The sequence below is a fragment of the Streptomyces avicenniae genome, from assembly GCF_000719135.1.
GTDB lineage: Bacteria > Actinomycetota > Actinomycetes > Streptomycetales > Streptomycetaceae > Streptomyces > Streptomyces avicenniae.
Window position 1 is genome coordinate 411,675 of sequence record NZ_JOEK01000009.1, and the last position, 25,294, is coordinate 436,968.

General features: G+C 68.4%; 20 protein-coding genes. 7 read left to right on the forward strand and 13 right to left on the reverse strand.

Going from position 1 to position 25,294, the window contains the following annotated elements:
• Positions 1 to 870 precede the first annotated feature (870 nt).
• The 3 genes from IF27_RS16840 (at position 871) to IF27_RS31155 (ending at position 4,412) form a co-directional block, all read left to right on the forward strand.
• Positions 871 to 1,659 carry a hypothetical protein gene (locus tag IF27_RS16840; protein ID WP_223291083.1) on the forward strand — a complete coding sequence of 263 codons (789 nt, stop codon included), beginning with the start codon at positions 871 to 873 and terminating at the stop codon, positions 1,657 to 1,659.
• A 955-nt stretch (positions 1,660 to 2,614) separates the two neighbouring features.
• Positions 2,615 to 4,198, forward strand: a complete 1,584-nt coding sequence (locus tag IF27_RS16845; RefSeq protein WP_052850401.1) for a GMC family oxidoreductase — start codon at positions 2,615 to 2,617, stop codon at positions 4,196 to 4,198.
• Between the two features lie 43 nt (positions 4,199 to 4,241).
• Entirely contained in the window at positions 4,242 to 4,412 is a 171-nt protein-coding gene (locus IF27_RS31155) for a hypothetical protein (protein ID WP_190232994.1), read from the forward strand.
• A gap of 99 nt (positions 4,413 to 4,511) precedes the next feature.
• Here the strand turns inward: IF27_RS31155 and IF27_RS31160 are convergent, their stop codons facing one another.
• The 6 genes from IF27_RS31160 to IF27_RS16875 all read right to left on the reverse strand — a co-directional run bounded on the left by IF27_RS31160 (position 4,512) and on the right by IF27_RS16875 (position 10,483).
• Positions 4,512 to 5,261 carry an alpha/beta hydrolase family protein gene (locus tag IF27_RS31160; protein ID WP_190232995.1) on the reverse strand — a complete coding sequence of 250 codons (750 nt, stop codon included), beginning with the start codon at positions 5,259 to 5,261 and terminating at the stop codon, positions 4,512 to 4,514.
• A 58-nt stretch (positions 5,262 to 5,319) separates the two neighbouring features.
• On the reverse strand, positions 5,320 to 7,764 hold the full coding sequence (locus tag IF27_RS16855) for a non-ribosomal peptide synthetase (RefSeq protein WP_190232996.1): 2,445 nt from the start codon (positions 7,762 to 7,764) through the stop codon (positions 5,320 to 5,322).
• Between the two features lie 113 nt (positions 7,765 to 7,877).
• The gene (locus IF27_RS16860; protein ID WP_052850404.1) at positions 7,878 to 8,693 is read right to left on the reverse strand and encodes a phytanoyl-CoA dioxygenase family protein; all 816 of its coding nucleotides are present in this window, start codon (positions 8,691 to 8,693) and stop codon (positions 7,878 to 7,880) included.
• A gap of 55 nt (positions 8,694 to 8,748) precedes the next feature.
• Positions 8,749 to 9,750: an LLM class flavin-dependent oxidoreductase gene (locus IF27_RS16865; protein WP_052850405.1), complete on the reverse strand. Its 1,002-nt coding sequence runs from the start codon at positions 9,748 to 9,750 to the stop codon at positions 8,749 to 8,751.
• Positions 9,751 to 9,969: 219 nt separating this feature from the next.
• Positions 9,970 to 10,215, reverse strand: coding sequence for a phosphopantetheine-binding protein (locus IF27_RS16870; RefSeq protein ID WP_052850406.1), 246 nt, complete (start codon positions 10,213 to 10,215; stop codon positions 9,970 to 9,972).
• Positions 10,216 to 10,222: 7 nt separating this feature from the next.
• On the reverse strand, positions 10,223 to 10,483 hold the full coding sequence (locus IF27_RS16875) for an acyl carrier protein (protein WP_052850407.1): 261 nt from the start codon (positions 10,481 to 10,483) through the stop codon (positions 10,223 to 10,225).
• Between the two features lie 711 nt (positions 10,484 to 11,194).
• Here IF27_RS16875 and IF27_RS16885 point away from each other — a divergent pair.
• Positions 11,195 to 12,055 (forward strand): aminoacyl--tRNA ligase-related protein, encoded by an 861-nt coding sequence (locus IF27_RS16885; protein WP_052850409.1) that lies wholly within the window; start codon positions 11,195 to 11,197, stop codon positions 12,053 to 12,055.
• A 155-nt stretch (positions 12,056 to 12,210) separates the two neighbouring features.
• On the opposite strand, the gene IF27_RS16890 is transcribed toward IF27_RS16885, so the two are convergent.
• Entirely contained in the window at positions 12,211 to 12,423 is a 213-nt protein-coding gene (locus IF27_RS16890; protein WP_052850410.1) for an MbtH family protein, read from the reverse strand.
• Positions 12,424 to 12,916: 493 nt separating this feature from the next.
• Between IF27_RS16890 and IF27_RS16895 the strand changes: the two genes are divergently transcribed.
• Entirely contained in the window at positions 12,917 to 14,206 is a 1,290-nt protein-coding gene (locus IF27_RS16895) for a condensation domain-containing protein (protein WP_052850411.1), read from the forward strand.
• A gap of 35 nt (positions 14,207 to 14,241) precedes the next feature.
• On the forward strand, positions 14,242 to 14,505 hold the full coding sequence (locus tag IF27_RS16900) for an acyl carrier protein (RefSeq protein WP_052850412.1): 264 nt from the start codon (positions 14,242 to 14,244) through the stop codon (positions 14,503 to 14,505).
• A 161-nt stretch (positions 14,506 to 14,666) separates the two neighbouring features.
• Here the strand turns inward: IF27_RS16900 and IF27_RS16905 are convergent, their stop codons facing one another.
• The 5 genes from IF27_RS16905 to IF27_RS16925 form a co-directional block, all read right to left on the reverse strand.
• Positions 14,667 to 15,578 (reverse strand): TauD/TfdA family dioxygenase, encoded by a 912-nt coding sequence (locus IF27_RS16905; RefSeq protein ID WP_052850413.1) that lies wholly within the window; start codon positions 15,576 to 15,578, stop codon positions 14,667 to 14,669.
• A 254-nt stretch (positions 15,579 to 15,832) separates the two neighbouring features.
• The gene (locus IF27_RS16910; protein WP_052850414.1) at positions 15,833 to 16,951 is read right to left on the reverse strand and encodes a hypothetical protein; all 1,119 of its coding nucleotides are present in this window, start codon (positions 16,949 to 16,951) and stop codon (positions 15,833 to 15,835) included.
• A gap of 46 nt (positions 16,952 to 16,997) precedes the next feature.
• Entirely contained in the window at positions 16,998 to 17,696 is a 699-nt protein-coding gene (locus IF27_RS16915) for a hypothetical protein (RefSeq protein ID WP_052850415.1), read from the reverse strand.
• On the reverse strand, positions 17,693 to 21,760 hold the full coding sequence (locus tag IF27_RS16920) for a CHAT domain-containing protein (protein WP_052850416.1): 4,068 nt from the start codon (positions 21,758 to 21,760) through the stop codon (positions 17,693 to 17,695). The genes IF27_RS16915 and IF27_RS16920 overlap by 4 nt, the downstream gene beginning before the upstream one ends.
• 188 nt (positions 21,761 to 21,948) lie before the next feature.
• Positions 21,949 to 22,884 carry an NADP-dependent oxidoreductase gene (locus tag IF27_RS16925; protein ID WP_052850417.1) on the reverse strand — a complete coding sequence of 312 codons (936 nt, stop codon included), beginning with the start codon at positions 22,882 to 22,884 and terminating at the stop codon, positions 21,949 to 21,951.
• A gap of 144 nt (positions 22,885 to 23,028) precedes the next feature.
• On the opposite strand from IF27_RS16925, the gene IF27_RS16930 reads away from it, so the two are divergent.
• Positions 23,029 to 24,303, forward strand: coding sequence for a helix-turn-helix transcriptional regulator (locus IF27_RS16930; protein ID WP_052850418.1), 1,275 nt, complete (start codon positions 23,029 to 23,031; stop codon positions 24,301 to 24,303).
• On the opposite strand, the gene IF27_RS16935 is transcribed toward IF27_RS16930, so the two are convergent.
• The gene (locus tag IF27_RS16935; protein WP_110945980.1) at positions 24,291 to 25,253 is read right to left on the reverse strand and encodes a LysR family transcriptional regulator; all 963 of its coding nucleotides are present in this window, start codon (positions 25,251 to 25,253) and stop codon (positions 24,291 to 24,293) included. The two genes, IF27_RS16930 and IF27_RS16935, sit on opposite strands and share 13 nt — an antisense overlap.
• Positions 25,254 to 25,294: the final 41 nt, after the last annotated feature.

Genomic DNA, 25,294 nt, shown 5'->3' on the forward strand with positions numbered 1-25,294 from the left:
AGGTGGATGGTCGAGGAATGCTTCCGGGTTCCGATGAACCAGACCGGACTCGACCGCTGCCGGGCCCACAGCTACACCGCGTGGCATCGGCGCATCACCCTCTCCGTGCCAGCCCTCGCCTTCCTCGCCGTCCTGCGAGCGGAGACAAGAAAGGGGATCCAGAGCCCGGCGAAGATCGGGCCCTCATTCCCATGGCCATGAACAAAACCCTGACAACTCTTCAACTGAATCTCCTCTCCCGTCCGCCACAGTATCCGGCCCATAATTGCCTGGTCCGTAGGGCGCAGAAGAAGCCAGGCACAAGTCCGAGTCAGTCATTACACACGCAGAGGCGATCACGGAGTGTTGTCGCAAGGTTGAATGCGATCTGACCGCACAGCGCCACTCACCGCATGAGGCACGTCCGAGGAGGGACGGTGAGCTTCGGTGGCGGCGGCCACGTTCCGCGCGCGCCGGGAGAGACGTTCGTGACGAAGTCGGCGAGTTTCGACGTATCCGCCTGGGCAGAGGCGTGGGCGCCGCCCTGGGCCCGGCAGGCTTTCGATACGCACAGAGTGCAACCGTCTTGCGACCGAGGGTCCTGCAGGTGCATGGTGACTCTACGCTTCCCTCATCGACTCGGCGATGCCTGACGCCGCGTCCGGAGGGGACCACCTCTTGATAACCGAGGCGGACCCGGGGGAGCATCTACCAGATCGAGATCTTCAACCACTTCAACCTCGCGTGGTCCTCGTGTCCTCATCCGGCACAGAACCGATGCCAGGGGCTCATAAGTCGGGAAACGTTCGAGAAGTCTCTGGAGCTACTGACTCGTTGCACGCAACGTACGGCTTACCAGCACAACTCAAGCGCGACATGGAGGGGGCGGCTATGGCGGGTGGTCAGGTAACCGCAGCGGATGTCGAGGTGATCGTGACTTGGCAAGGCGACTCCGCTCGTCTGCGGGGACACAGCAATGGGGGGCGGATCAACCTGAGGCCCGGAGAAGAACTCAATTTCGGAATATCAAAAAATTCGGGGAAAGTCCAACCGAATGCCGAACTCAGCCTGGGAGCGATCAAGATTTTCGCCCAGCGGCCCGTGGTGTCCAACTTCACGGCGAGTACCACCTATGCGGTCGAGAATCTGGAAGGAGGCGCAGAATTGGTCAAGGTACGCCCTCGCCAGCTGGACCTGATGATTCCGTTCGAGATGTCGCGGATCTTGATCCCGACCAGCGGGGGCGCCACCGCACTCACCGTCTACGCCCCTCCTCCGCGTCTGCTTCAGATGGGCCTGGCCACACAGGCAATGGTTTCGTCCATCAGTCTGGACAAGACGAGCAAGTACTTCGCCGTCCTCGTCGCGCTGTGCGAACCACGTCTGCGCGGGTCCTCCATGGCGGCCGTGCCTTCACTTCGGGAGGTCGTCGAGAGATTGAGGGAAGTCGATCAATTCAGGGACGCGAATCGCAGCAGCGTCAACTATCACATCGACTACCTGGCGGGGCGGAAGCTTCCCGTGGGGCAGTGGTCCAAGTGTGAGGACGACGGGCCGAAGCATTCCAAGCGCGAGGCCTTGGTCGCCTTCGCGCTCCGGTTCGATCTGGTGAACGAAGAGGATCTTCAGCTGCTTGCAAGCCCCGCCTCCCGTCGAGCCGTTGATCGCATCCCAGCGTGAGCCGCTGGCCGTGGATGGCACCGATGCGGGACGAAGCTCGCGCGAGGTCGGGGCGATCTCGCGAAGCAGTGGGCGTAGGCGGTGCCGGAGTTCGGGCAGTCGTGGGGTAGGTATACCTTGGCCCTCGAATTGCGGGAACGGCCTGTTCGATTTTGCCAAACCTTGATGGGTGAGTCCCCTGGCTGGAGTCGCGACACGACAGTCAGAGAAATGACACCGCCAAGAAGATCTTCGGCCGTTTTCTTGTGCCCGATCTCCCTTGCCCTCGACGTACCCGAGATCCCCCGTTCCCTATCTCTCGCCGCGCATCAGGAAAGAATTGGAGGCATGATGCACGCGCACTGATACATGATTCAACAAGGGGGTTATGGACGCTGCTGGGGCTGATCCGAGTAAGTCTCCCCTCGTAGCGCAGCGACGTAGCCGCGGGAGAAGTCTCGGGTCATGTCACAGGAGAGGCGGTCGAACTCATATGCCGCCTCTCCTGTGACATGTCGCTCGACTCGAACGGACTGGGGCCCTCTGGAGACGAGGGCAGACTTCCTTGATGAAGGGTATGCAGAGATCAAATATGCGGATGCATGCCGCGCCCTTCAGCCGTCTTTCTCAGGCATGCCGTCGTCGCCTCGAACGCCATGCCTATGACATATGACGTCTCCTCAGGAAAAAGTCTCCTCAACAGCGGAGAGGGTCATCCATCGGATTCTCGGCGGCCTTCTCCGCTTCTGTGTCATTCAAGGACAAGCAGATCAGGCTCGCTCTCGTCGTCGATGGGGAGCAGGCCACGGGCCTCAACTCCTGGGCGACGGTGCCTGTTGGCACCGTCTGCTCGGCGAAACAATCTCGTGCGTTCCGTGACAGAAGTCCGTCGGGCACCCTGGCTGTTGTCAGGGACCGTTGCACGATGCATCTCGCTTAGAGTCGTGTCATTCTCCGAGCGGCCGAAGGGGAGAGCATGCGGCGCGGCACACGCTCATCTGCGTTCTTTGACCACATAGTTGTCGGCGCCGGGTCAACGGGCGCGGTGATCGCCGCCCGGCTGGCCGAGCGGACCGACCGCCGCGTCCTGCTGATCGAGGCCGGACCGGACTACCACGGCCGTGCCCTTCCGGCGGAGCTTGAGGACGGGCGGACACCGTCGTTGGGGTCCCACGACTGGGGATACACCGTCCAGGGCCCCGGCGAGAGCGAGTTCTGGCTCCCCCGCGGCAAGGTCGTCGGCGGCTGTTCGAGTATCAACACCTGCATCGCGCTCCGGCCGGAGCCCGGCGACTTCGACGACTGGCCGTCGGGCCGGACGAGCTGGTCGTGGGAAGAGGTGCTGGACGGGTTCATCGCCGTGGAGACCGACATCGACCAGGCCGGCGACCACCACGGCGGTCACGGCCCGCTCCGGCTCGCCCGGATACCGAGCGAGCGGATGACCCCGCTGTCCCGAGCCTTCGCCGAGGCGTGCCGGCAGGCCGGATTCGACAGCATCGCCGACCACAACGAGCCCGGCAGCACCGGCGTGGGCGCCCTCCCGTTGAACGTTGACGGTTCGCTGCGCCGGATCTCGACGGCGGGGGCCTTTCTCGAGCCGGCTCGGCAGCGAGCCAACCTCACCGTCATGCCGGACACCCTGGTGGACTCCGTCCTGTTCGCCGGATCGCGGGCGGTCGGCGTGCGGGTCGTCTCCGATGGACGGGAGCGCGACATCGGTGCGGCTGAGGTGACGCTCTCCGCAGGTGCGATCGGCAGCCCGGCGATCCTGCTGCGATCCGGCATCGGCAAGGCCGAGGACCTGCGCACGCTCGGGATCGACGTCGTCGCCGACCTCCCAGCCGTCGGCCGGAACCTCGCGGACCACTCGCAGGTACCGCTGATCTGCGCCCCGCCGCCGGGCGCGGTGGACCTCTCCGCACCCTGCGCCGAGGTCCTGCTGCGTTACCGCGCGCAGGGCTCGACCATGGCGAACGACATGCAGCTGTGCTTGCTCAACCATGTCGAGATGAGCAAGTACATGCCGAGCCGAGCCGCCTCCGTACGAGGCAGCCACGCCTTCGTGATCACCGCGAATCTGATGGGGCCGGAATCGCGGGGCACCGTGCGGCTGGCCTCTCGCGATCCCCGTGAGCACCCCTCGGTGCACCTCGACTACCTCGCGGCGGCATCCGATCGGGCCCGTCTCCGCGACGGCCTGCGCCTGGCGCGGCGCATAGCCGACGGCCCGGGGATCGGTCGGTTCATCGAAGGACTCGTGGACATCGGCGACTGGTCCGTGGACGACGACGCGAGCACCGACCGCTACATCGCGACGCACATACAGACGGCGCACCACCCCAGCGGCACCGCGGCCATGGCGTCGGGCGCCGCCACAGGCGTCGTGGACAGCGAATGCCAGGTCTTCGGCACGGACGGGCTCCGTGTCGCGGATGCCTCGGTCATTCCTTCATCGGTGCGGGCCAACACCAACCTGACCTGCATCATGATCGGCGAACGGGTCGCCGGATCGTTGTCCGGAACCGCACAGAAGAAGTGGACTGTGGACGCGGTCTGAGGTCACCCGCGTCCCCGAGGGCTTCCTGGTACAGGAGAACGTCATGGTCCGGCTCGCGGAGGACCAGGCGGGGCCACCGCGGCACCGGCTGCTGCACGAGCGCGGTGATACGACCGTAGCGACGGTCCGCCGGATCGCCGACGCGCTGGGCCCTCCAGATGCGGTGATGGGCTACTGCGGCCTCATGGCCGCGGACGGGGCGCCGAGCAGCTGATCCGCGCACCGACCACGACCTTCCGGATTCCAGCGACCCTCGCGTGAGCGACACGAGCAGAGGAGTGGGGGCGCAGGCTGCGGGCGCGGGAGGCGATCCTCAAGGCGACGTCACGAACGCCAGAGCCGCCTCGACGGCGTCCGGATGACGAAGCAGACCTGCTCGGTCACACTTCACTCGCACCAACCGCGTTTGAGGAGCGCCTTCCCATGGCCCGCAGTACGGATGATCCTCGGACACGACATGGAGAAGACGTCCACCCCATGAAGGGCTCGCGGAATGGTGCGCCGCGACAAGGTAGACGAGATAGTCGAGGACAGACCGCATGATCTGTCCTCGATAGTGAGTCAGCTCCTCCTCAGTGAACCCCTCCGCGGTCAGACTTCTGGTCACACGATCGGCCAGATCTCTTTCGAGAGCGCCGACCAGGGCGCGCGGATCGTCCAGGAGCTCCGACAGTAGGGATGCACTCAACGGGGCGCTTGACACCTGTTCTTCCACCTGGGCGATACACGCCACGTATGCCTGCCATAGCGTCTCTGGTTCACATGGGTCGGCGTCGAAGAAGACCACCGGCAACGGACCATCACCCCGCTCCAGCATCAGCTGTGCCACTTCTTGGGCAATTGGCGCAGCTGCGCAGTACGCGAATATGGCGCGCACCCCGTGGTCACTGAGAGGTGACAGGGAAAGCAGTTCCGCGGCATATTCTCTGGCACTGAGACGCGTCGGAAGCGAGTCGCCCATGAGCGGAACCACCTCGATGCCGAAGTCCGACATACGCAGGTCGGCGATTCTTGCTTCGGCCCGCCGCCCGGGAAAGTCCAGGCTGACCACTCTGGTTGTCATTCCAGTTCCATTCTCCGCACCGTACTCGATGTCTCCTCGTAATGAGGCGCCACGCGCCCTAGAGAACCTTCCGTGACAGAATCTCGGTGAGACCCGATATCGTCGGATCGGCGGAGAAGTCCCTCGTGGAAATATCGACTCCGAAGACGGGCTTGAGGCGGTTCAGCATCACCACGGCCTTCAGGGAGTTTCCTCCGACGTCGAAGAAGCTGTCCTCACATCCGACCCACTCCAGGCTCAGCATGCTTCTCCACAGCTCGGCGAGGGCCAGCTCCATGGCGGTGCTGGGAGTGGTCCCACCGGCCCTCGCCGCGCGATCCGCGGGTGAGGGAGGCGGCAGAATCTGCCGGTCGAGCTTGCCCGAAGGACCGAGGGGGAACGCGTCCATACGGACGTAGGCTGACGGGTGCATGTACTCAGGAAGGTACTGACCGGCATGAGCGGCCAGGGCCTTCACGGATATGTCATCTCCTACGAAGTAGGCGACCAGTTCGTTTCCACCCGTACTGTCCTCACGGGCCAGGACCGCACAACGTCGAACGCCTGGAAGACGTTCGAGAACCGCTTCGACCTCCCCCGGTTCGACTCGACATCCACGGATCTTGATCTGCGTGTCGGAACGGCCGAGGAAGGAAATGATCCCCTGCTCGTCAACGAGCGCGAGGTCGCCGGTGAGGTAGATCAGCTCACCCGGGAAAGCCGGGTAAGGATGCGCCACAAATCGCTCGGCGGTGAGATCCGGGTTGTTCAGATACCCCTTGGCCAACCCTCCGGCTCCGGAGACTCCCACCTGTCCGACAACTCCTGGCGGCACCAGATTGAGCGCGTTGTCGAGGACGAAGAGTCGGTACACGCCCATTTGCTTGCCGATCGGGACACCGTGCACCGACTCATGACTCGATCCCGTCCAGGCAGCCACCTCCGATGTCTCGGTCTGCCCGTACAGGTTGTGGAACTCGGCGCTGAAGTGCTGAGTGAAGCGATCCAGCAGTGAGGTGGACACGGCCTCTCCGGAGAGGTATATCCATCGAAGGTCGGGATACACCCGCGGCTGCGCATAGTCGAGAAATGCGCTCAGCATGGAGGGGATGAAATGTGCCGCGACAAGGCCGGGCGTGCTCAGCAGTCGGCCAAGGTAGTCGATGTCCACCTCGCCGCGAGGAAGTGCCATCTGGATGGTTGCACCCACGCTGAGCGGCCCGAAGATCTCCCAGATCGACACATCGAAAATCAAGGGCGTCTTGAGAAGAACGGACTCGCCCTCGTTGACAGGAAACCGCTGCGCCAGGGACTCGATGCGCCCGGCGGCACAGCGATGGTCGATGACGACACCCTTCGGCTCGCCTGTCGATCCGGAGGTGAAGTAGATGTAGGCAGTGTCGTCCAAGCCGACCTCGATCGGCGCAGGACGCGTGGCTGAGCCAGTGCCGTCGATCTGCAGGAGCATGGCCCCACTGCTCTCGAGCAGGGGGTCGAACTCCTCCTCGGTGATGATCGCGGCCAACTCGCCACTCGATACGATCGATTGAATACGTCCAACAGGCAGACTGGGATCGAGCGGGACGAATGCCGCGCCCGCCTTCAGTGTCGCCAGAACAGCGACAACAAGGTCCGGCGAACGTTCCATGCAGATGCCGACGGCCTGTGCGACACCGATCCCCGCGCCGGTGAGTGACTGAGCCACGCGATTGGCCCTTTGCTCAAGCTCACCATAAGTGACGGCAACGTCGCCGAATCGAATCGCCATAAGATCGGGGTGATTCCGTGCGACTGATTCGAAAGGCCGATGAATTGGCTGAAGATCGGGATACACATCGAAGGTCGAGTTGATGACAGCTGCACACCCCTCCTCCTCATCGCCGGAGAGCATACGCAAATCATCAATGCGTGCGTGTGTCCGCTTCACGGCATCCTCAAGCAACGCACGGAACGATCGCAGCCAGCGATGAGGGCCGATGCCCGAGAATGAACGCCTGTCGCAGTCGGGATCCAGCAGCATCGCCACTTCTCTCGAACCAACCGTACAGGTGGCGCCTGGCAGCTTTCCACGGCCAGGAATATTCACCGATTCGACAGAAAGGCCGGGAAGCGCTATGTCCGGATCATGTGCGTCCAGGTCGGTGACAGCGAATCTGAGCGGGAATTGATGGGACGCCTCATCGCCCGTGCCGGAGTACGACTTTCGATGCTTGATGACCTCGCCGAGCGATACTGCCGTCTTCTTCAGGAAGTCCTTGAAAGTAACTTCCGGAGAAAGAGGTACTCGGAATGGGATCGTTGCAGTACGGCCACCGACGACTGCACCGGAATCAGACGGACGTTCGTCGAGGACCAGACCGACAGTGACCAGGTCCTCTCGGGTGTGGCGATAATGCGTTGCCATGAAGGCCGAGAGAAGAACGACGAAGTCCGAGGTGCCCTGACGCTCCGCCAGAACGTGCAGGGCATCGGTCGTCGCAGGGTCGAGCTCCAGGCTCTCGACGGCGTCGCATTCATCGGACATAGATACCCCCACCGCAGTTTTGGTCATATCCGTCACAGGCAGCTGACCACATGGAAGCTGGGCCGCATTCCCTCGGTAGATGAACACGACTTCACGAGGAAAGTTTTTTGCCGCTATCCACGGGACGGGGCGGTGAGGCTCCCCTCCAAGGGTTCGAGAGGAGAGAAGTCCCTGCCCACCAGCCACTCTGGGCGTGGGCTGGGAGCCGGGAGAGCGTTACTGACGGCGTTGTAGCTCAGGAGAAGCAAGGATCGATCGATCGGCGACATATTCTGTGCCGAGCCATGGGGAATGCTGCAGTGGAACCAGAGCAAGGAGCCCCGCGGGCCTTTGGGGGCGACGAGGCCGTGCTGGTCAACCAGCGCTTGCATCTCCTCAGAATCCTCAAGGGAGTACTTGAGTTTATTGGTCAACGTTGACTCCCACCCCTCGGTCTGGGGAGGAGTGTTGATGAGACCCTCCGCATGACCGCCGGGAACAACGATCAGGGGTCCGTTGAATTCTGTCACCTCGTCAAGAAAAACACCGACAGTGAGCGCGCGCGGCTCGGGCATCTGGTCTTCGTTGTGCCAGAACATGAAGTCCTGGTGCCATCGCCAGATCTCGCCCTGGAAGGCCCGCTTCTTGTTGATCTTGAACTGATGGACATACACGTCCTCATTCAGCAGCTGTCGAGCAACTCCCAACATCTGCGGAGTACGGACGAACTGTGAGAATACGTCGTTGTGGAGATGAGAACCGTGGACACGATAGGGGAGCCCGGTGGCAGCCTCGACGGTCCGCCTCGGCGAATCCTGGGAAAGCTCTTTCTCGGCCTCGCTCCTCAGCAGCTCGATGTCGCTTGCTTCGAGGGCACCGGGCTGAAAGAGAAAGCCAGTTCGCCGGTAATCTTCGATCTGCCGAGAAGTGAGGAGATCGCGATCCTGCATTCTTGCCTCCATGGAAGAGTTTTTCGGTTCACAGTGGGACGAGCCCGAGGGAGCCTCACGAACCATTCGAGGTGAATTTCGACCACGCCATACGCAGGACCTGAACGGAGTGGAACAGGTCGTCCTTGCTCCCCTCATCGAGGATGAAGGTTGAGGCGCCGAGCTGCATATACCGCAGCAGGTAGGCCATCGTCTCCGCGTAGTCGCCGACGACATACGGACAGAACGTCTTGTATGCCCGGAAGGGATACATCCAGTAGTTGCCTATGGGAGCGCTCTCCTCAAGGGCATCCTCCGAGAGCTGACGATGCCAGTGGGATTCGACCGACCTGGCGGCGAGATCATGTACATCCTCACCGAACAGATCGACAGGGAACCGCTCGTAGGCCAGCCGCCAGGCGGCGTTCGCATCCTCTCGAGCGATGATTCCCAGTCGAAACCCGATGTCCGCGGAGATGGATCCCTCGGCATATTCGCTCGGCTCTCGTGGATAGCTCAACCGCGTCGCACCGAGTTTCTTCTGTACTCGGATGCAGTCCTCCGACACCCCTGATACGAAGAGGTGCGGCTCCAGGCCGGCCACCGGTGGAGGGGACGGACGGAGCCCGTCCAGACGGTAGTACTCGCCGAGGTACTTCATCGGCCGTTCCGCTGACGTCAGCTCGGCGATGATGGCACCGAACTCCGCGAGCCGGTCGTATCGCTGCCCGTGGTCCAGGTCGCAGCCGATCTCCCTCAGGTGCCTGGAGAAACCTCCGGTCACCAGATTCAAAGCGACGCGCCGACCGCGGCCAGCGGCTATGGAATTGATGCTCTTCGCGACGGACACGGGGTGCTGGTAGACAGGATTCGCCGCAATGAGCGGGACCAGGCCGTGCGACTTCTCCAGGACCCGGCCAGCGATCATCCATGGGTCGAACGAGGTGTTGTCCGCGAAGATCAGCATCCCGTCGCAACCCAGCTCTTCGGTCCACACGATGACGTCGTCGAGATACCGGAGCGGCTCTTCGCTGGATTCACCCATCGGCCATGGGGTGGAGGTGTAGATCGTCAGCATGAGCCCGCTCTCGGTATGTGATGTCAGTGCCTGATGCTCAGCCGGCCAGTGAGCACAACATTCCGGGGTTCTCCTCGGGGATGGGGCGGACGTGCGGGCCGACGGATCAGGCGGGGGGTGGCGTCTGCGGAGGATGCGGCGGTCGCGGTGGCGCATTCGACCTGATCGCGGGACGTGCCGAGCGGCTGCCGACCCGGTCGGTGAGGACGAGCCGGCACCTCACGACGCCACGGCGCTGACCAGCGACCAGAGTGCGCCAGGCGTGCTGAAGCTCTCGAAGTTCAGCTCGCCCTCGGGAATCGAGATCCCGTAGGCCGCTTCGATGTTCAACAGGAGTTCGACGGCGGCGAGGGAGGTCAGACCGGCGGCCCTGGTGTCCAGATCCGGGGTCAGCTCCTGGTCGTCCGGCAGGTCACGCAGCGCCGCGCGCAGCAGCGACTCGAAGCGTTGATCCCAGGTGTGCACGCCCGACTCACCCCTGCGGCTCGTGTGCGGAGGCCCCGAGGAACACGGAAAGGCTCTTCGGTGTCGCGTGCTCGAAGATCTGACGCAGGCGGAGATCCACCCCCATGACATCGGAGACCTGGCCGACGATCTGGAGAACGTGCATCGACGTTCCACCGGCCTCGAAAAGATCCGAATTCTCGTCGAGTTCCTCCGGGTTGAGAACCTCGCGCCAGATCCCCATCAGTGCCGCTGTGCGATCCGCTTCGTTCTGGTATTCGGCCTTCATCCAGGAAGCTCCTCAGAGGGGCGGCGCTGCGCGGCCACCGACTGTTGCCGGAAGATCGGAATCGCGATATTCGGGCATATTGGCCTGCCTTACGGTCGGCGGCAACTGATCGGATACTAAGTCATGGGGACTCCGTCGCGATCCTCATGGATGACAGGGATCCGGGCCGTAGACGGGTACGCGCTGCCAGCTGCGGCGGCTCGCGCCCGGCACGCCGAGTATCTGCTGCGGGGCCGGGGCAGACGCGGCACCGCATGCGGGATGACGTGCCGGAATTCCCCAGCATCCTCAGCGCGGCGTCTCTGTGGCTCGCGTCAGGTGGACGTGTTCGCCCCGGTGAGCCGGGGCGCGCTGACGTGGATCCTCGACCCGTTGGACCCGCCAGGCGGCGAAGTAGTACGCGGTCGCGCTCTTCAGCGGCAGGTCGCGCGGGGATAGGCTCCCTGGCGGCCGGGGCTGCTCCGGCTCAAGCATCTGCTCGCTCGTGTCCAGGCTGAACAACTGCGATGCTCGCGATGTCAGATCTGTGGTCCTTACCGATGCTCCCGAGCTTGCCGAGTCGAACCCCATTTCCCTGGCGTTCCCTTGAAGGTGGAGAACCGGAACACCGCTTCGCGCCAGGGCGGTCCTCGTCCTGTCCCCCGGCCGACTTCAGCACCGCGCGCACGCCGTCAGCCGCGCGTGAGACTGCATGGCGAAAGGAAAAAGCTGGTGACCACCGAAGCGCGAGAAACCCTCCCGGTGCCGACCGCGGTACCTGGAGTAGCCCTCTTTCCGGCGGAATTCGAACGTGTGGTGACGCGCCTGCGCGCGGACATCGAGAAGATGGCCGAGGCCGAGGACTTCACGGTGCTCACCGCGCCTCAGGTGCTGCCCCGTGACGTCGTCGAGCGATCCGGGTACGTGCGCGAATTTCCGAATCTGCTCGGCTCCGTGCACAACTACGGCGGCGATGCGACCGCTTGGTTGTCCCGGCGTGCTGAGGCGGTCCCTGGCGGCATGTGGCACGACGACCAGAAGATCGCCGACGTCGTCCTCACGCCTGCGGCGTGCTACCACACCTACCCGCTCCTGGCGGGCACGACGGTGACCGCACCGGCCCGCTTCGCCGTGGAGGCGTGCTGTTACCGGCACGAGGCCAGCACCGAGCCGGGACGGTTGCGCTCGTTCCGCATGCGGGAGCTGGTGTATGTCGGCACGGAGGACGCCTGCGTCGAGTTCCGCGACCGCTGGCAGCAGACGGTCGCGGACTGGCTGACGGGGCTGGGTCTCGACGTCGCCGTGGAGGCGGCCAACGACCCGTTCTTCGGCCCTGGGGCGAAGCTGCTCTCCGTCAACCAGCGTGCTCAGGAGCTCAAGTTCGAACTGGTGGCACCGGTGGCAGACGGCCTGCGGCAGGCCGTGGCGTCAGCCAACTGTCACAAGGACCACTTCGGTGAGACCTTCGGGATCGAGCTGCCGGACGGCAGTCCGGCACACAGCACCTGTGTCGCCTTTGGGCTCGAACGCATCGCGCTCGCGGTCGTCCACGCCAACCGCGACGGTGGGCCCGAGGACGAGTCGTACGCGTAGGGCCGGGGACCGGCGCGGTCGCGCGCGGCTCGTATGCGCGCATCGTTCTCAGCCCGTGCCGACCGCGCCCTGCGCTGTCGGCACGGGGCCTACGCCGGCTACCTCAGCGTGGCGCACGTCGGCCACGGTCCTGCGGAGCTGGACTCACTCGGAGGTCATGGACTGACTGTCGCATTGAGCTTGATGCGCAAACTCAGCGGACGCATGTCCGTCCATACCTCTTCGATGTGAGCCAGGCAGGCAGCCTTGGTACCTGAGAATCCGACCGCGGTCCAACCGTCCGGGACTTCTTCGTCCTGCGGCCAGATCGAGTACTGCTCCTCGTGGTTCCTCACCACCACGCATTGCGCGTTCTCATCATCGAACATCGTGTACCTCCCGAAAGAGTTCCAGCACACAATTGTCACGCGCCCAGGTGCTACAACTGCGGATCGACGCAAGCTCTTTGGTGTGCGGGTAACAGGTCATGGCTACGGCACAGTTGAGTCCGATGCATGGTGATCCGGTCGGGGTGTTGGCGTCAACTGGGTGGAGGGGTACCGCCTCGGCGGGCCGACCGAGGTGGTGGGCCGTCGCGCTTCGCGTGGTCTGCGGCACTGGGCCCACGAGAGGCCGGGCGGGAACCCTGGCAATCGTCAGGAGTGAGAGGGGAGTACACCGCGCATAGACTCGTGTCAGTGCACGAGTGACCGAAGGGTGGGTCATGCGCTCGCCAGTGCTCCCGATAGAGGCCGGGTGGACAGCGTTGCCGAGGTTCCACGACTGGCGAACGCGTAGGCAGAGTGCCGAACCCTTCAGGGATAGAGCAATCATCGAGTGACACCGAGCATTCATGTGGCTTCTCATCGACAGGATCCCTACGTGCACCTCTCCGCACTCACGCCACCTGAGTTGTCGCTCTGGCTCGACACCCAGTTCCTTGAAGCAGACGACTCCAGCTACAACATTGCGATGGCGTTTGTCGCGGTCGATATCGACGTCGATCCTTTGCGGCAGGCTCTCCAGTCGCTGGTCAAGCGTCACGACGCGCTGCGTACGTCATTTCCCCTGCTCGTCGATCGCCCCTGCCGCGCTGTCATCGAGGGGCATGAGCGCGACATCGTGTCCGCCGCCCTACTTCACCGGGAGCAGGTACAAAACCTGGACAGTGCGATTCTTGAGGCCAGGAGTTTCGCGCTGCTTCCGTTCGACACGGAAAGCGCACCACTGTGGCGCTTCTCGTTGACGCCGTTGGGCGACGATCGTTCACTGCTCACGTTTGTGGGGCATCATGTGGCATTCGACGGGCAAGCCTTGGCGTTGCTAGCCAAGGATCTCTTGGCCACGTACCACGGCATGCCAGCACAGTGTTCCCTCCAGCCCAAGGACCTGGTGGCAGCGATTCATGCGGAGGGCGAGGGTCAGGACCAGCCTGACGCTGGTTCCCTCTTGGCGTCGAATCTTGCCCGTCTGAATTCCTCGCCTCCGAGTCCGTCACGTGAGCAGGGTCTCATCGGGAGGATGCAGTCGCTCCTTTCGCCTGACTTGCCGACAGTCGTACGTCGGCTGGCAACGAGTGTCGGTGTCACTCCGTTCGCCGTTCTCCTGGGCTCGATAAGCGCGATGATTGCCAGTCGGACTCGTTCTCCCCACGTCGTCCTGGGCGTCCCCGTCTCCTTGCGCACCAACCCGTCGTTGCTGCATGTCGTCGGCCACCTCACAGTCGTGGCGCCGCTCAGCCTGCGGTGGCAGGTTGATACGGATCGTTTTGTCGAGGTCCTGCCCCGCATCGGCGACGAGCTACTCGACCTCTTCACTGTGACCGAAAGATTCTACGGAGTCCAGCAGAAGCGAAGCCTGGAGGAGAGCTATCGGCTGCCCCGGCGCTGGCCGACTCCGGACTTTGTTGTCGGTTTCCCTCCGGAGCTGACCTCAGCTCACACGGATAACGCACTGGGGCAGGAAATTCCACTGGAGATTCCCCGATCCAGGTATGACCTCAATATTCAGTTCGAACGCCCAGGTGGCACCTGGGCGATTTCGCTTGCTTTCAATACGTCGATCTATCGGGAAGACCAGCTGCGATCCTGGGTTTCCGGCATGGAGACCATACTGCTGCAAGCCTACAATTCCCCGCTGAGCACGATCGAGGATGCCCTGGTCGAGAAGTGAATCGCCACGACTCCACAGGCGCTGGAAGAGGAGAAATGACGCGTGATGAGACGGACGATGACTCGGGCTCTCGTGAGGGCATCCTTGCGGCGTTGCTCGAAACGTTCTCGCGGCTGCTCCCCGGGGCGAAGGTGACGCCGAACACGCACTTCTTCGACGCGGGCGGGACGTCTCTCGACGGTGTCAAGCTCCTCGCCGCGGTCAAGCGGTCCTGGGGGGTGTCGCTGCGGCTCAGGGACCTGGTCACGGCCCCATCGCCCGGGTCCCTCACCGACCTGATCCTCGTCCGACTGTCATGAGCGCACGACGCGGGTAGGCGTCCACGAGGGCGGTGCGGCCCCGAGCGGATCGCCCCCCTGGCGCAGGGCGAGCCGGTCGGCCACTTCGGCGAGGCCGGGCTTGCGTCGAGCACGGCAAAGGCAGCGGACAGCACGGCTGCGTTGTCGCAGTGTCGGGATCTCTAGAGGGAGAGTGAGACGGGAGCGCCCAGGCTGGTGAAGAACAGCGGGTTGCCGGTATAAGGCCGATGGCCATGTGCGGTGAGCATGTTGTCCGCGACCAACAGGTCTCCGGCTTGCCAAGGGATGACTGTGGAGATCTTGGTATATGCCTCATTAATGAGGGAGACCTCGCCCGCGGTCAGTGGAGAGCCGTCACCGTAGCTCGTCTCCATCGGGATGTCCGGCCCGAATACTCGGCGGAGAACCGCCAGGTCTCGTGGCTCAAGGCTCGCGGAGTTGAAGAACGCCGCCTGGTTGAACCAGCACTCCTCACCCGTCTCCGGATGGACCACTGTCGCCGGTCGGCGGCGGACCGTGCGCAGTGCGCCGTTGGAAACCCGTGTGTGATCGATTCCGATCGTCGAGAGAAGATCGGTCAACGCGTCGTAGGAGTCGAGACCGAAAGCCTCACGCCAATCCATCCCGAATTCACCGTGGAACACGCGCGTCAGCGTCCAGCCCAGTTCCCGGAAGCGGCCCACGAGTTCATCCGGCAGACGGCGCAGCAGCTCGCGCGCATCGGCGATGCAAGCTTCCCCGCCCGTTTCCGGTGGACGCACGCACGCGGTCAGCGTGATACGGGGAACGATCGTGCTGAACGTTTCTTCCTGATAGGGGCACAGTTCGCGTTCGGCTGGCCATTCGATCGGTGAAGTGACTCCGTCGCCGTACACCGTGCGCTGGCCGAACAGTTCCGTCGCCCGATACCGTTGCACGCCGAGAGATTCCCTGACGGCCGCGAGATCGCCAGGTTCGCGGATATCGAGACCGCGAACGAGAACCGCGCCTTGAGTAAGAACCGTGCTGCGGATGTCGTCGGCCGCGTTCAGCAGCCAGTCGTCTCCCGTACTCACCAAGGTCAGGGGCGCCATGATGACTCCTCGGTCGCGAATCGGAATCGGTGTCGGCACGTGGATGCCTGCAGATCGGGTTCGCCACAGGTGATCGATCGACTCTATCAACGCCGGGGACGGACGTGCCATGGTCGATGCCGGTACGAATATGGGCCGTTATCGCGAGGGACAGGGCTTCGTGGAGTCCCTCACCACCTTGAGTCGATCTGTCGTCGGGTCATGAGGGCAGCAGGCGGGAGGCGCACTTCTCGTGGCGGTTACGATCCGACCGTTCAGGAGGTGAGCCTCCTGAGGAGGTCGGCGTTGGCGGCGAGGTCGTGGCCGAGGGTCACGGCGTGGCGGGGAAGGCGGGTGAGCAGTGCGGTGACGGTTTCGCGGCTGGTCGCGTGGCCGCCGCCGTCCACGCCGCCCGCCAGGCCGAAGACGTCGGGGTAGCGGTCTTCGGTCGCGCCGGTCATGAAGTCGTGGTCGTGCACGGTACGGGAGTGCTGCCGCACCGTTGGTACGGCGTCCGGGGTGACCTGGGGGAACAGCAGGTGTGCGGCGCGGCCCGTGCTGGCGAGGTGGATGCCGAGCCAGGTGGGGAACTGGTCGGGGAAGACCTGGGCCTTCAGCTCGCGCTTCCCCTGCCACAGCGGTTCGCGGCGGCCGGCGAGCAGGGCGTCGGTCACCTGTGGGTCCTGCGTCGGGTGGAGTGCTTCCCCGGCTTCGAGGCGGTGGCGCACGGTGTCGGACCAGCCGAAGACGTTGAGCAGGCCGAGGCCGAGCGCGGCGGCCGAGGGCCAGGGCAGGACGGTGACGCCCCCCGCGTCGTCCGGGCGGACGAAGACGCGGTCGTTGGCCAGCAGCCGCCAGCCGTGCGTGGCGAGGGTGAGGGCGGTGGTGGTCTTGCCCGCGCCCTTGCCCCCGAAGGACAGCACCACCTGGCCGTCACGTTCGACGGCCGAGGCGTGGAGCACCGTCCACCCGTCACGCAGGAGCACGCCACGGACGGCTTCGCGGACGAGGCGGGCGGCGGCGGTGGCCACCTCCCCGGGATCGGTGCCGAAGATGCTCAGCCGTGCGGCGTGGGTCTGCGCGCGGTAGGCGAGCGCGGTGGCGGGGCTGACGGCGGTGACGACCCGCTCGGCGTGCTCCCGGGCGACGAGCAGGGGCGTCCGGGCGTACGCGACGGTCGCGTGGTCGGCGCCCGACACCTCGGCGGCGAGGCTGGCGTACCGCCCTGGATCGACCTCGGCCACCAGCAGCGGGGCGGCCGTCGGCTCCTCGGCCGGGACGGTCTCGGCCGACCACCACGGCCGGACGTACCGGGCGCACCAGTCGGTGACGGAAGCGGTGTGCGAAGTGACGGTCGCCGCGGCGTCGGCGGTGGTCAGTCGGACCGCGTGCATCGGGGGACCTGTCTCTCGGGTGCGGTGCGGGTGCAGGGGGGCGGGCTCACGGCGTCGTGCCGTGTGGGGCCACCTCGATGGTGCGCAGCGTGGGGGGCAGGGCGGCGCGGTAGGGGATGAGCCCGAACCTCCGGTGCCTGAGGGTGGCGGCGGCGACAAGGTGGGCGAGGACCGGCGCGCCGGCCGCCGCCCGGACGACCGTGGTGAGCGTCTCGTCGCCGATCAGCGGGTGGTCGGGCACGGCGCGGAACCGCCACTCGGGGTCGCCGTCCCGCTCCCCCATCCCCGTCACGAACAGGTCCTCGCCCGCGCTTCCCGGCCCGACCTCGACGCCCGCCTCCACGAGGGCAAGTTGGGCGGTGAACGAGACGGCGGTCCGCCGTTCGACGGGGCGTGTGCGGGCCTTGGGCGAGAGGGACCAGGCGATCGGCTGCCGTTCCGGGGGCTCGCCAGGTGAGGCGAGCCGGAGGCCGAACGCCGCCTCGACCAGCGGGGCGCCGTTCGCCGGTGGGCGGAACGTGCAGGCCAGGCTGAGCAGATGGAAGTCGCTGTGCGGCGCCTCCGCCGCGACGAACGCCCCCCACTCCCCGCCGACGGCGCTCGCCTCGGCGGCCGACAGCCGACGCACGGCGGGGGCGCCGATGGAGATGCGGCCGGTCTCGCGCGACTGCGGGGCGCGCAGGTGCAGCCGTGGTTCCGCGACCAGGTCGATGGGGTGCGTGGCGGACGTGCTGTCGTCGTTCACAGGGGTGTCTCCTGGTGCTCGGGCCGGGCGTCGTCGGGGCCGGGCGGTGTGCGCCAGTCCCCGACGAAGCAGAACGCGCCCCAGTCACGGTGGGCGGGGAACCGCGCGCGGGTGGCGAGTTGGGCCGCGCGGTAGGCGGCGCGGCGGTCGGGTGAGGCGCCCAACTCGCGGTAGAGCGTGGCGAAGAAGTGGGTGGAGACCTCCGGGTGCACGGGCCACAGGCAGCCGATGACGGCGGAGGCCCCGGCGGCGAGGAAGGCGGCGGGCAGCCCCTTGAGGTTGTCGTTGACGTCGAACCGGCCGAGCGCCGATTCGCAGGAGCTGAGGGTGACAAGTTCGACGCCGCGCAGGTCGGCGCGCAGGATGTCGTGGGCGAACACCCGCCCGTCGTCGTCGCCTTCGGGGGTGAGGTGGAGGCACTGGTACCAGGAGGCCCACTCGTTGTGCCTGCCGTGGGCGGCGACGTGGACGTAGCGGGCGCCGGGGATGTCCGCCAGGAACCGGCGGGGTGTGGCGGCGGGGCCGGTCACGGCGGCGCCGCCGAAGGGCTCGGCGACCCGCGCGGCGTGTTCTTCGAGGCCCGCGTCCTCGGGGCCGCGTGCGGCGGCGAACGCGACGAGGCCGCCGACGGTGCGGCCCGTGGCGGGTGTCGGGGGGCGCGGGGCGAGGATGCCGAGGCTCGGCAGGTGGGTGACCGTCCAGTCGTCGGCGAGGGCGCGGCCGTTCGGGCTCAGCAGGTGGTGGGGGACGTAGTGCAGGGGGCCGTTGGGCCAGACGCACAGGTGGCGTTTGCCGTGCGCCTGCCAGGTGGGGAGCAGGTCGGCGAGGGGGCCGAGGAACGTCTCGGCGTCCTGCGTGAGCCGTTGGGCGCCGTCCCGGCTGACGGCGCGGTGGAGGGGGTCGGCGGTGACGCCTCGGCGCAGTCGGCTGACGGGCAACGCGATGGGTGAGACGGCGAGTTGGTGCGCGCCGCGCGTCATGCGCAGCAGGCCGCCGTCCAGGTCGGGGATGCGCGTGGAGCCGTGCCACATGTCCTCGCGCGTGACGGCCAGGACGCGCAGTGCCATGCACGGCCGTCCGTCGGTGGGGCGTGGCATGTGCCCGAGGAACAGGGAGACGAGCACCGTGTCGGGGTCGATGCGGGCCTGGATCTCGTCGGGGAGGACGGGCAGCGCGGCCGGGCCGCGGGCGGCGTGCAGTCCGGCGCTGAGCCAACGGTCCACGGCGCGCTGGTGGTTGCGCTGCTCGGCGCCTTCGGTCCCGTCCGGCTCGGCCTCGCCCTCGGCGACGTAGAACAGCATCCCTTCGACGTTGCCGGGGAGTTCGGCGTCCGGCGGCGGATCGTCCGCCTCGTCCGCGGCGCGTGGGCGGTCCAGGCGCGCGGCGAGCCACGGGGGCGGGTCGAACGGGCCAGCCGCCGCGAGGACGCCGGTCAGGGCGAGGGACTTGGCGACCTGGTGGAGGATCAGCAGGACGCCGGGCGAGACGGTCCCGCCGGTGACCGCGAGCAGGGTCCGCTGCCAGAGGTCGCGCAGCGCCCACGCCTCGCCCTCGTCCCGCCCGCCGCCCAGGAGGACCGCGGCCGGGACCATGGCCAGCGCGGCGGTGCGCGCCTCCTCGTCCGCGCAGCGCTCGGCGCAGTGGACGACGGCTTCGAGGTCGGCGAGGGCGGAATCGATCTGTCCGCAGGCCGCGTTGGCGGTGGCCGCGGCGGCGTGCCGTTGGGCGGCGGCGCCGGGATCGGTGTCCTCGATCCGCAGCGCCGCGCCGTGTGCCAGCCGGGCGTCCAGGTAGGTGAGCGGGTGGTGCACTTCCCTGGACCCGGCCCACTCGGGCGCCGTCCGCCTGGCCTCGGCCAGGAGCTCCCTGCCGAGGTCCTCGGTGCCGGGCCCGTGGGCGTGGGCGGCGAGGTGGACGAGGGCGGCGGCGCGTCGGGACGGCGGCCAGTCGCCGTCCGCCATGACGGGACGCAGGTGGCCGAGGGCGCGCCGTACGTCGTCCAGCCCGGGGCCGCAGCGCAGCCGGTCGCCGGGGAGGACGTGCACGGCCGAGCCCCACCAACGGCGTTGCTGCGCGGGGTCGGTGGGGGGCGGCAGCTGGCGCTCGGCGAGCCGGAGGAGCTGGTACGTGAGGTCGGGACGGCCCGCCTCGTCCAGCAGGTCGAGGGTTTCGGTGCAGACGGACAGGCCCTCGTGCGGCGGCAGGTCGGTGAGCGGTACGGGCAGGAGGTCGGTGACGTCGCTCGGCAGTGCCAGTTCGCCGCTGAGGGTGAGGATGCGGAGCACGTAGAGGAATGCGAGCGGGTCGCGGGCGGGGTGCAGCAGATCGAGCGCCGCCCTGGCGGCCGTCAGGATCTCGCGGTCGTGGCCCGGGCCTTCCGTCAGGCCAGCGAGGAACGACAGCGCCTCGGCCAGGGCTTTCAGCACGCGGCCACGCAGGTGGCCCGTGGCGATCCCGGCCGCCTCCCTGAGGTGGCCGACGGCCTCGGTGACCGATTCCGCGGGGTCGGGCATCGTGACGTGGACGGGTGCGGCGGACGGGTCGCCCGCGGGCTCGTCGTGCGGTCCGACGGCCTGGAGCCGGGCCTCGCGCCGCAGCCACAGGTGGTGGGCGCCCGCGAAGGAGAGCCCGGCCATGTGTCCGGCGTACGGGGTGAGGTGCAGCAGCCCGGTGACGAACAGGGTCTCGGCGAGTTCGTCGGCGGCGGCGGGGTCCTGGTCGGGCCTGAGCGTGGCGATCTGCCGGTCGAGGAGTGCGCGGGCGCGCCGGAGGACGGCGCCGTTCGGCGTGTGGACGAGGCTTCTGCGGGCCGCCTCGACGTAGAGGTCGGCCGCCGACCACCACAGGCCGCCGCGGGCGGTTCCCCAGCGGGGGCCCGCGACGGCCATGGCCAGGGTGAGGGCGGGCAGCAGGCGTTGCTCGGGCCCGGTGGGGAGCGCGCGGGCGGCCGAGGCGAGGACGGCGGCGACGGTCTCGGGGCCGGGCTCGCGGGCCGGGTCGGTCACCAGCTCGACGGCCTGGGCGTGGGTGAGGATGCGGGCGCCGAGGCGGGCGGCGATGTCGAGGAATTCCTCGGTCGGGCGGCGCGCCGCGGGGTCCTCGGCGGGCCCCGGCCCGGCCAGGGCGGTGTCGGCGGGCGCCGCCGATGCACGGGCGGCGCGGACGGTGTGCTGCACCAACAGCCCCGTGGCGCGGCGGAGGTTGACGCGGTGGGCGCCGCCGTCGCCGGGGGCCTGGTCCACCGCGCGGCGCAGCCAGCGGACGGCCTCGCGCACCTCGTGCCCCGGGTCGGGCGCGACCTCGGCGCGGCGGCCGTGCACCGTGCCGATCCCGGCCAGCGCCAGCGTGTGCTGGTCCCCGCCTTCCTCCGCCAGGGCGAGGACCTGCCGGTAGGCGTTCTCCGCGGCCGTCAGGTCGGCGGGGTCCTTGGCGAGGTCGAACCGGCAGGTGAGCGCATGGCAGTAGGTGAGCCAGCGCCCGGTGCCGGGGTCGGGGGCGCGGGTGAGGGCGTCGAGGAGCAGGACGGCCTCGGTCGCGTCGGCGAGCCGTTCCGCGTCCTGGCGGCCTGGGGAGGCGGCCAGGTGCGTCAGGGCCTGGCCGAGCACGAGGTCGCGGTAGTCCTGGCGGCCGGTCGCGTCGGCGGTGCGCAGCAGGGCGACGGCCTCGGTGAGGACGGTGGCGTCGCCGCGCCGTTTGCCGTCGATGACCAGGTCGGCGGCCCGGTCCAGGGGGTCGGCCAGGGGGTCGTGGCCGGTGAGCGCGGTCAGCTCGGGCCACAACTCGCGGGGGACGGCGAAGGGGTTCAGCAGGAAGAGCGGTGCGGCGATGTCGAGCGCGCGCCGGAAGTCCTCGCCGTACCGGTCGGGTTCGGCCTCGGCGCGTGCACGGTGGAACTCGACCAGGAGCCACAGCGCGTCGGGGTCGCGTCCGTCGGCGTCGGCGAGCAGTGTGCGCAGCCGCCCGAGGGCGTCGTCCGCACCGTCGTCGTGCAGGGCCGTCGCGTCACCGGTCGTGCGGAAGCAGCGGAGGCGTTCGAGGACGGCCGCCAGTACCGCGTCCCGCATGTGCGCGCCCTCTCCCCCGTGGTCGTGTGGCCAAACTAGCCCACGGGAGGCCGGGGTTGCGGCGGGACGGATCGGGGCGGGAGCGGGGGGACCAGCTCCCCCCTCGGCGCTGGTCCCCCCTTCCCCGTGGTGTCCCCGGCGGCGGTTCGGGGTCGCCGCCGCCGGGGACACCGGCTCGTGGGCGCGGGTCAGACCGTCACGACGACCTTGCCGCGCGTGTGGCGTCCGGCGGCGAACTCGGCCAGGGCCTTCGGCGCGTCGGCGAGCGCGTAGGTGGCCGTCACCTCGACGGTCAGGTCGCCCGTGGCGACGCGCTCGGCGAGTGCCTGGAGGCGGCCCTCGCGGACGGCCATCCGCACGTACGTCGCGCCGACGCCGACGGGGAACTCGTCCGGCCCGGTCAGGGTGGACACCAGGCGTCCCGCCGGTCGGACCGCGACCGCGGAACCGGCGAGCGCCCGGTCGCGGTTGACCAGATCGACGACGGCGTCCACGCCCTGCGGCGCCAGGCGCAGCGCCTCGCGCACGGTGTCCGTGGCGGTGTGGTCGATGACCTCGGCCGCGCCGAGGGCGCGCGCGTAGGCCGCGTCGTCCGGCCGGGCCGTGGCGAGGACGCGCAGCCCGGCGCGGGACGCCAACTGCACGGTGAACGAGCCGACTCCGCCGGTGGCGCCGATGACCAGCACGGTCCGTCCCGCGCCCGGCCCCAGCGCGTCCACGACGCACTCGCCGGTGAGCGCGGTGGAGACGAGCGCGGCGGCGCGCGCGGGGTCGAGGCCCGCGGGGCGCCGGGCGACGGCGGGGCCCTCGGCGACCGTCGTGTACTCGGCGAGGGTGCCGGGGTGGAAGTGCGTGTGGGCGAGGACCGGATCCCCGGCCGCGTAGCCGGTGACGTCCGCGCCGACCGCCGCCACGACGCCCGAGGCGTCCATCCCCACGACGAACGGGTGCGCGACGGGGAACACGTCACGCATCGCGCCGACGACGAGCGCCGCGTCGAGCGGGTTGAGCGCGGCGGCCTCGACGCGGATCAGGATCTCGCGCGGGCCGGGGACGGGGGTCGGCACGTCGGTGACGACGAGCTGTTCCAGGGGGCCGTACGACGGGGCGACGAGGGCCTTCATCGCGTCTGATCTCCTCACGGGGGACGGGCGGTTCGCGTCCCAGCCTCCCTGCCGCGCCCTCCTCGGCGGACTGCTCTTCCGAGCGGCGTGACCCGCCCGGAAGGACAGGGCAGGGGGCGGGCCGTGCGCCGTAGGATCGCCGCCATGGACCTCCGCCACGGGTCGGATCCGGCGCACACCCTGGCGTCGGCCCTCACGCTCCTGCGGGCCACGCCGGGCGCGACGCTGGGGCGTCTGTCCGACGTGCTGGCCGAGACGCTGCCCCACCGCGCGCTCGCCACCCTCACCGGTGACTGCGCGCGCTCCCCGATGCGCACGCACGGCGAACCGTCCCTGGCCGGGCGGGTGTCGAGCGCCGAACTCGCGCGGATCGCGGGCTCGGTGAGGGTCGGTGCCCCTTTCGCGGGGCCCGCGGTGTTCGCCGGTGCCGTGCGGCCGGTGCTGGGCGCCGCGTCGGCGCCCCCCGGGGCGTCCGGTGCGCTGCTCGTCGTCGTCCCCGAGGACGACGCGGCCCTGACGGAGGCGGTGCGGCGGCACGTCCAGCAGTTGTGGGACCTGACGTGCCTGCACCTGTCCGGGTACGCCGCCCACGCCCACCCGGAGCCGCTCGCGGGGAGCCGTGTCGCGGCCGGGGAACGTGCCCGCGTCCTCGCCGAGTTGACCGACGCGCACTCGGCCGCCCTCACCGCGATCCTCGGCGCGCTGCGCTCCCGCGCGCTGGACGACGCCGCGGCCAGGAGCGCGGCCACCGACCTCGCCGTCTCGGCGCTGGTGGAGCTGCGCGCGGCGGGCGGGCTGGACCGGGTGCTGAGCGAGGAGACGGCGGGAGAGGCGTTCGCGCGGCTCACCGAGCGGCTGCGCGCGCTCGTCCGGCACAGCGGCGCGGTGCTGGAGTTGGTGCCGCCGGAGCAGGAGGGACGTGCGCTGCCGGGCGACGTCGCGCACGCCGCGCGTGCGGTGGCACGGGGGGTGGTGCTGGTGATGCTGGAGCAGGACGGCGTGCGGCGCGTCCGCGTGGCGTGGCACACCGGCGGCGACCGGCTCCGCGTCGATCTGCGGGACGACGGCCCCGGCACGCTCGCCCCCGACGCGCTGGCCGTGCACCGCCTGGCGGACCGGGTGGGCGCGCTCGGCGGGACGCTGGCGGTGGACGCGGCCCGTGGCTGGGGCAGCACGGTCACGGCGACGCTGCCGCTGGGCGCGTCGGCGCCGCTGCCCGTCCATCCCTTGGACGCGCTCAATCCGCGCGAGTCACAGGTGCTCGACCACCTGACGCGCGGGCACCGCAACCGGCGGATCGCCGAGGAGCTGGGCATCAGCGAGCACACGGTGAAGTTCCATGTGCGGAACATCCTGGAGAAGCTGTCCGTCGGCTCGCGCGGGGAGGCGGCGGCCCTGGCGCGGGATCACGCGCGGTAGGCAGGGCGGGCGGGGATCGCGGGGACGGGCGCGCGCGGCGGCGCGGGTCTCGGCGTGCGACGGAACTCCTCGTCCAGGAACCGCGCGAGCAGGGCGAGTTGGGGCGTGGCGCGGTCGGTCCGCCAGACGAGGCCGAGCCGGGACGGCTCGTCGAGGCCGCGCACCGCGAGGTAGTCCACGTCGCTGCGCAGGGCGCGCTCGGCCAGCGGACGGCACACCAGCATGCCGTGCCCGCCCGCCGCCACGAGGGCGAGCCCCTCCTGCACGGTCGTGATCCCGGCGGTGGACCGGATGACCGCGCCGCCCGGCGTGCTCCTGGGCACCCGCGCGGCCATCCAGTAGTCCGGGGCGTCGCCGACCGGGTGCACGAGGTCCAGGCTCGCCAGCTGCTCGACGTGCACGTGGCCAGGGGCGGCCAGGGGGTGTGTGGAGGCGAGGGCCAGCAGCCGGTCCTGCGGCGGGAAGCGGAAGCCGACCGTCAGCTCCGGTTCCCTGACGGGCAGTTCGGCCACGGCGGCGTCGATCCGGCCGTCGAGCACGGCCGAGAAGGGCGAGCCGAGCGGGATCTCGCTCATGGCCGACGTCACGTCGTGGTCCTGCCGCAGGCGGCGGAACGCCTCCGCGACCTCCTCGTAGACGCTCCCGTGGAAGCCGACGCGCAGCTGGAGCAGGGCGCCGCGGCCCGCCCGTTCACGCGCCTGGGCGAGGACCGTGGACAGCGTCTCGTACGCCGGGCGCACCTCGCCGACGAACTGGGCGCCGAACCGGCTGAGCGCCACGCTCCGGCTGGTGCGCTCGACGAGCCGGACGCCGACGCGGCGTTCGAGCGAGCTGACGAGCTGGCTGACGCGGCTCTGCGAACAGCCGAGCCGGGCGGCCGTCCGGCCGAAGTGCAGCTCCTCGGCCAGGGCGAGCAGGCACTCGATCTCCTGGACGTGGATCTGGTTCATCGGTCCTCCCGGCGCCGCCCGTCGATCAGTCCAGCTCATCG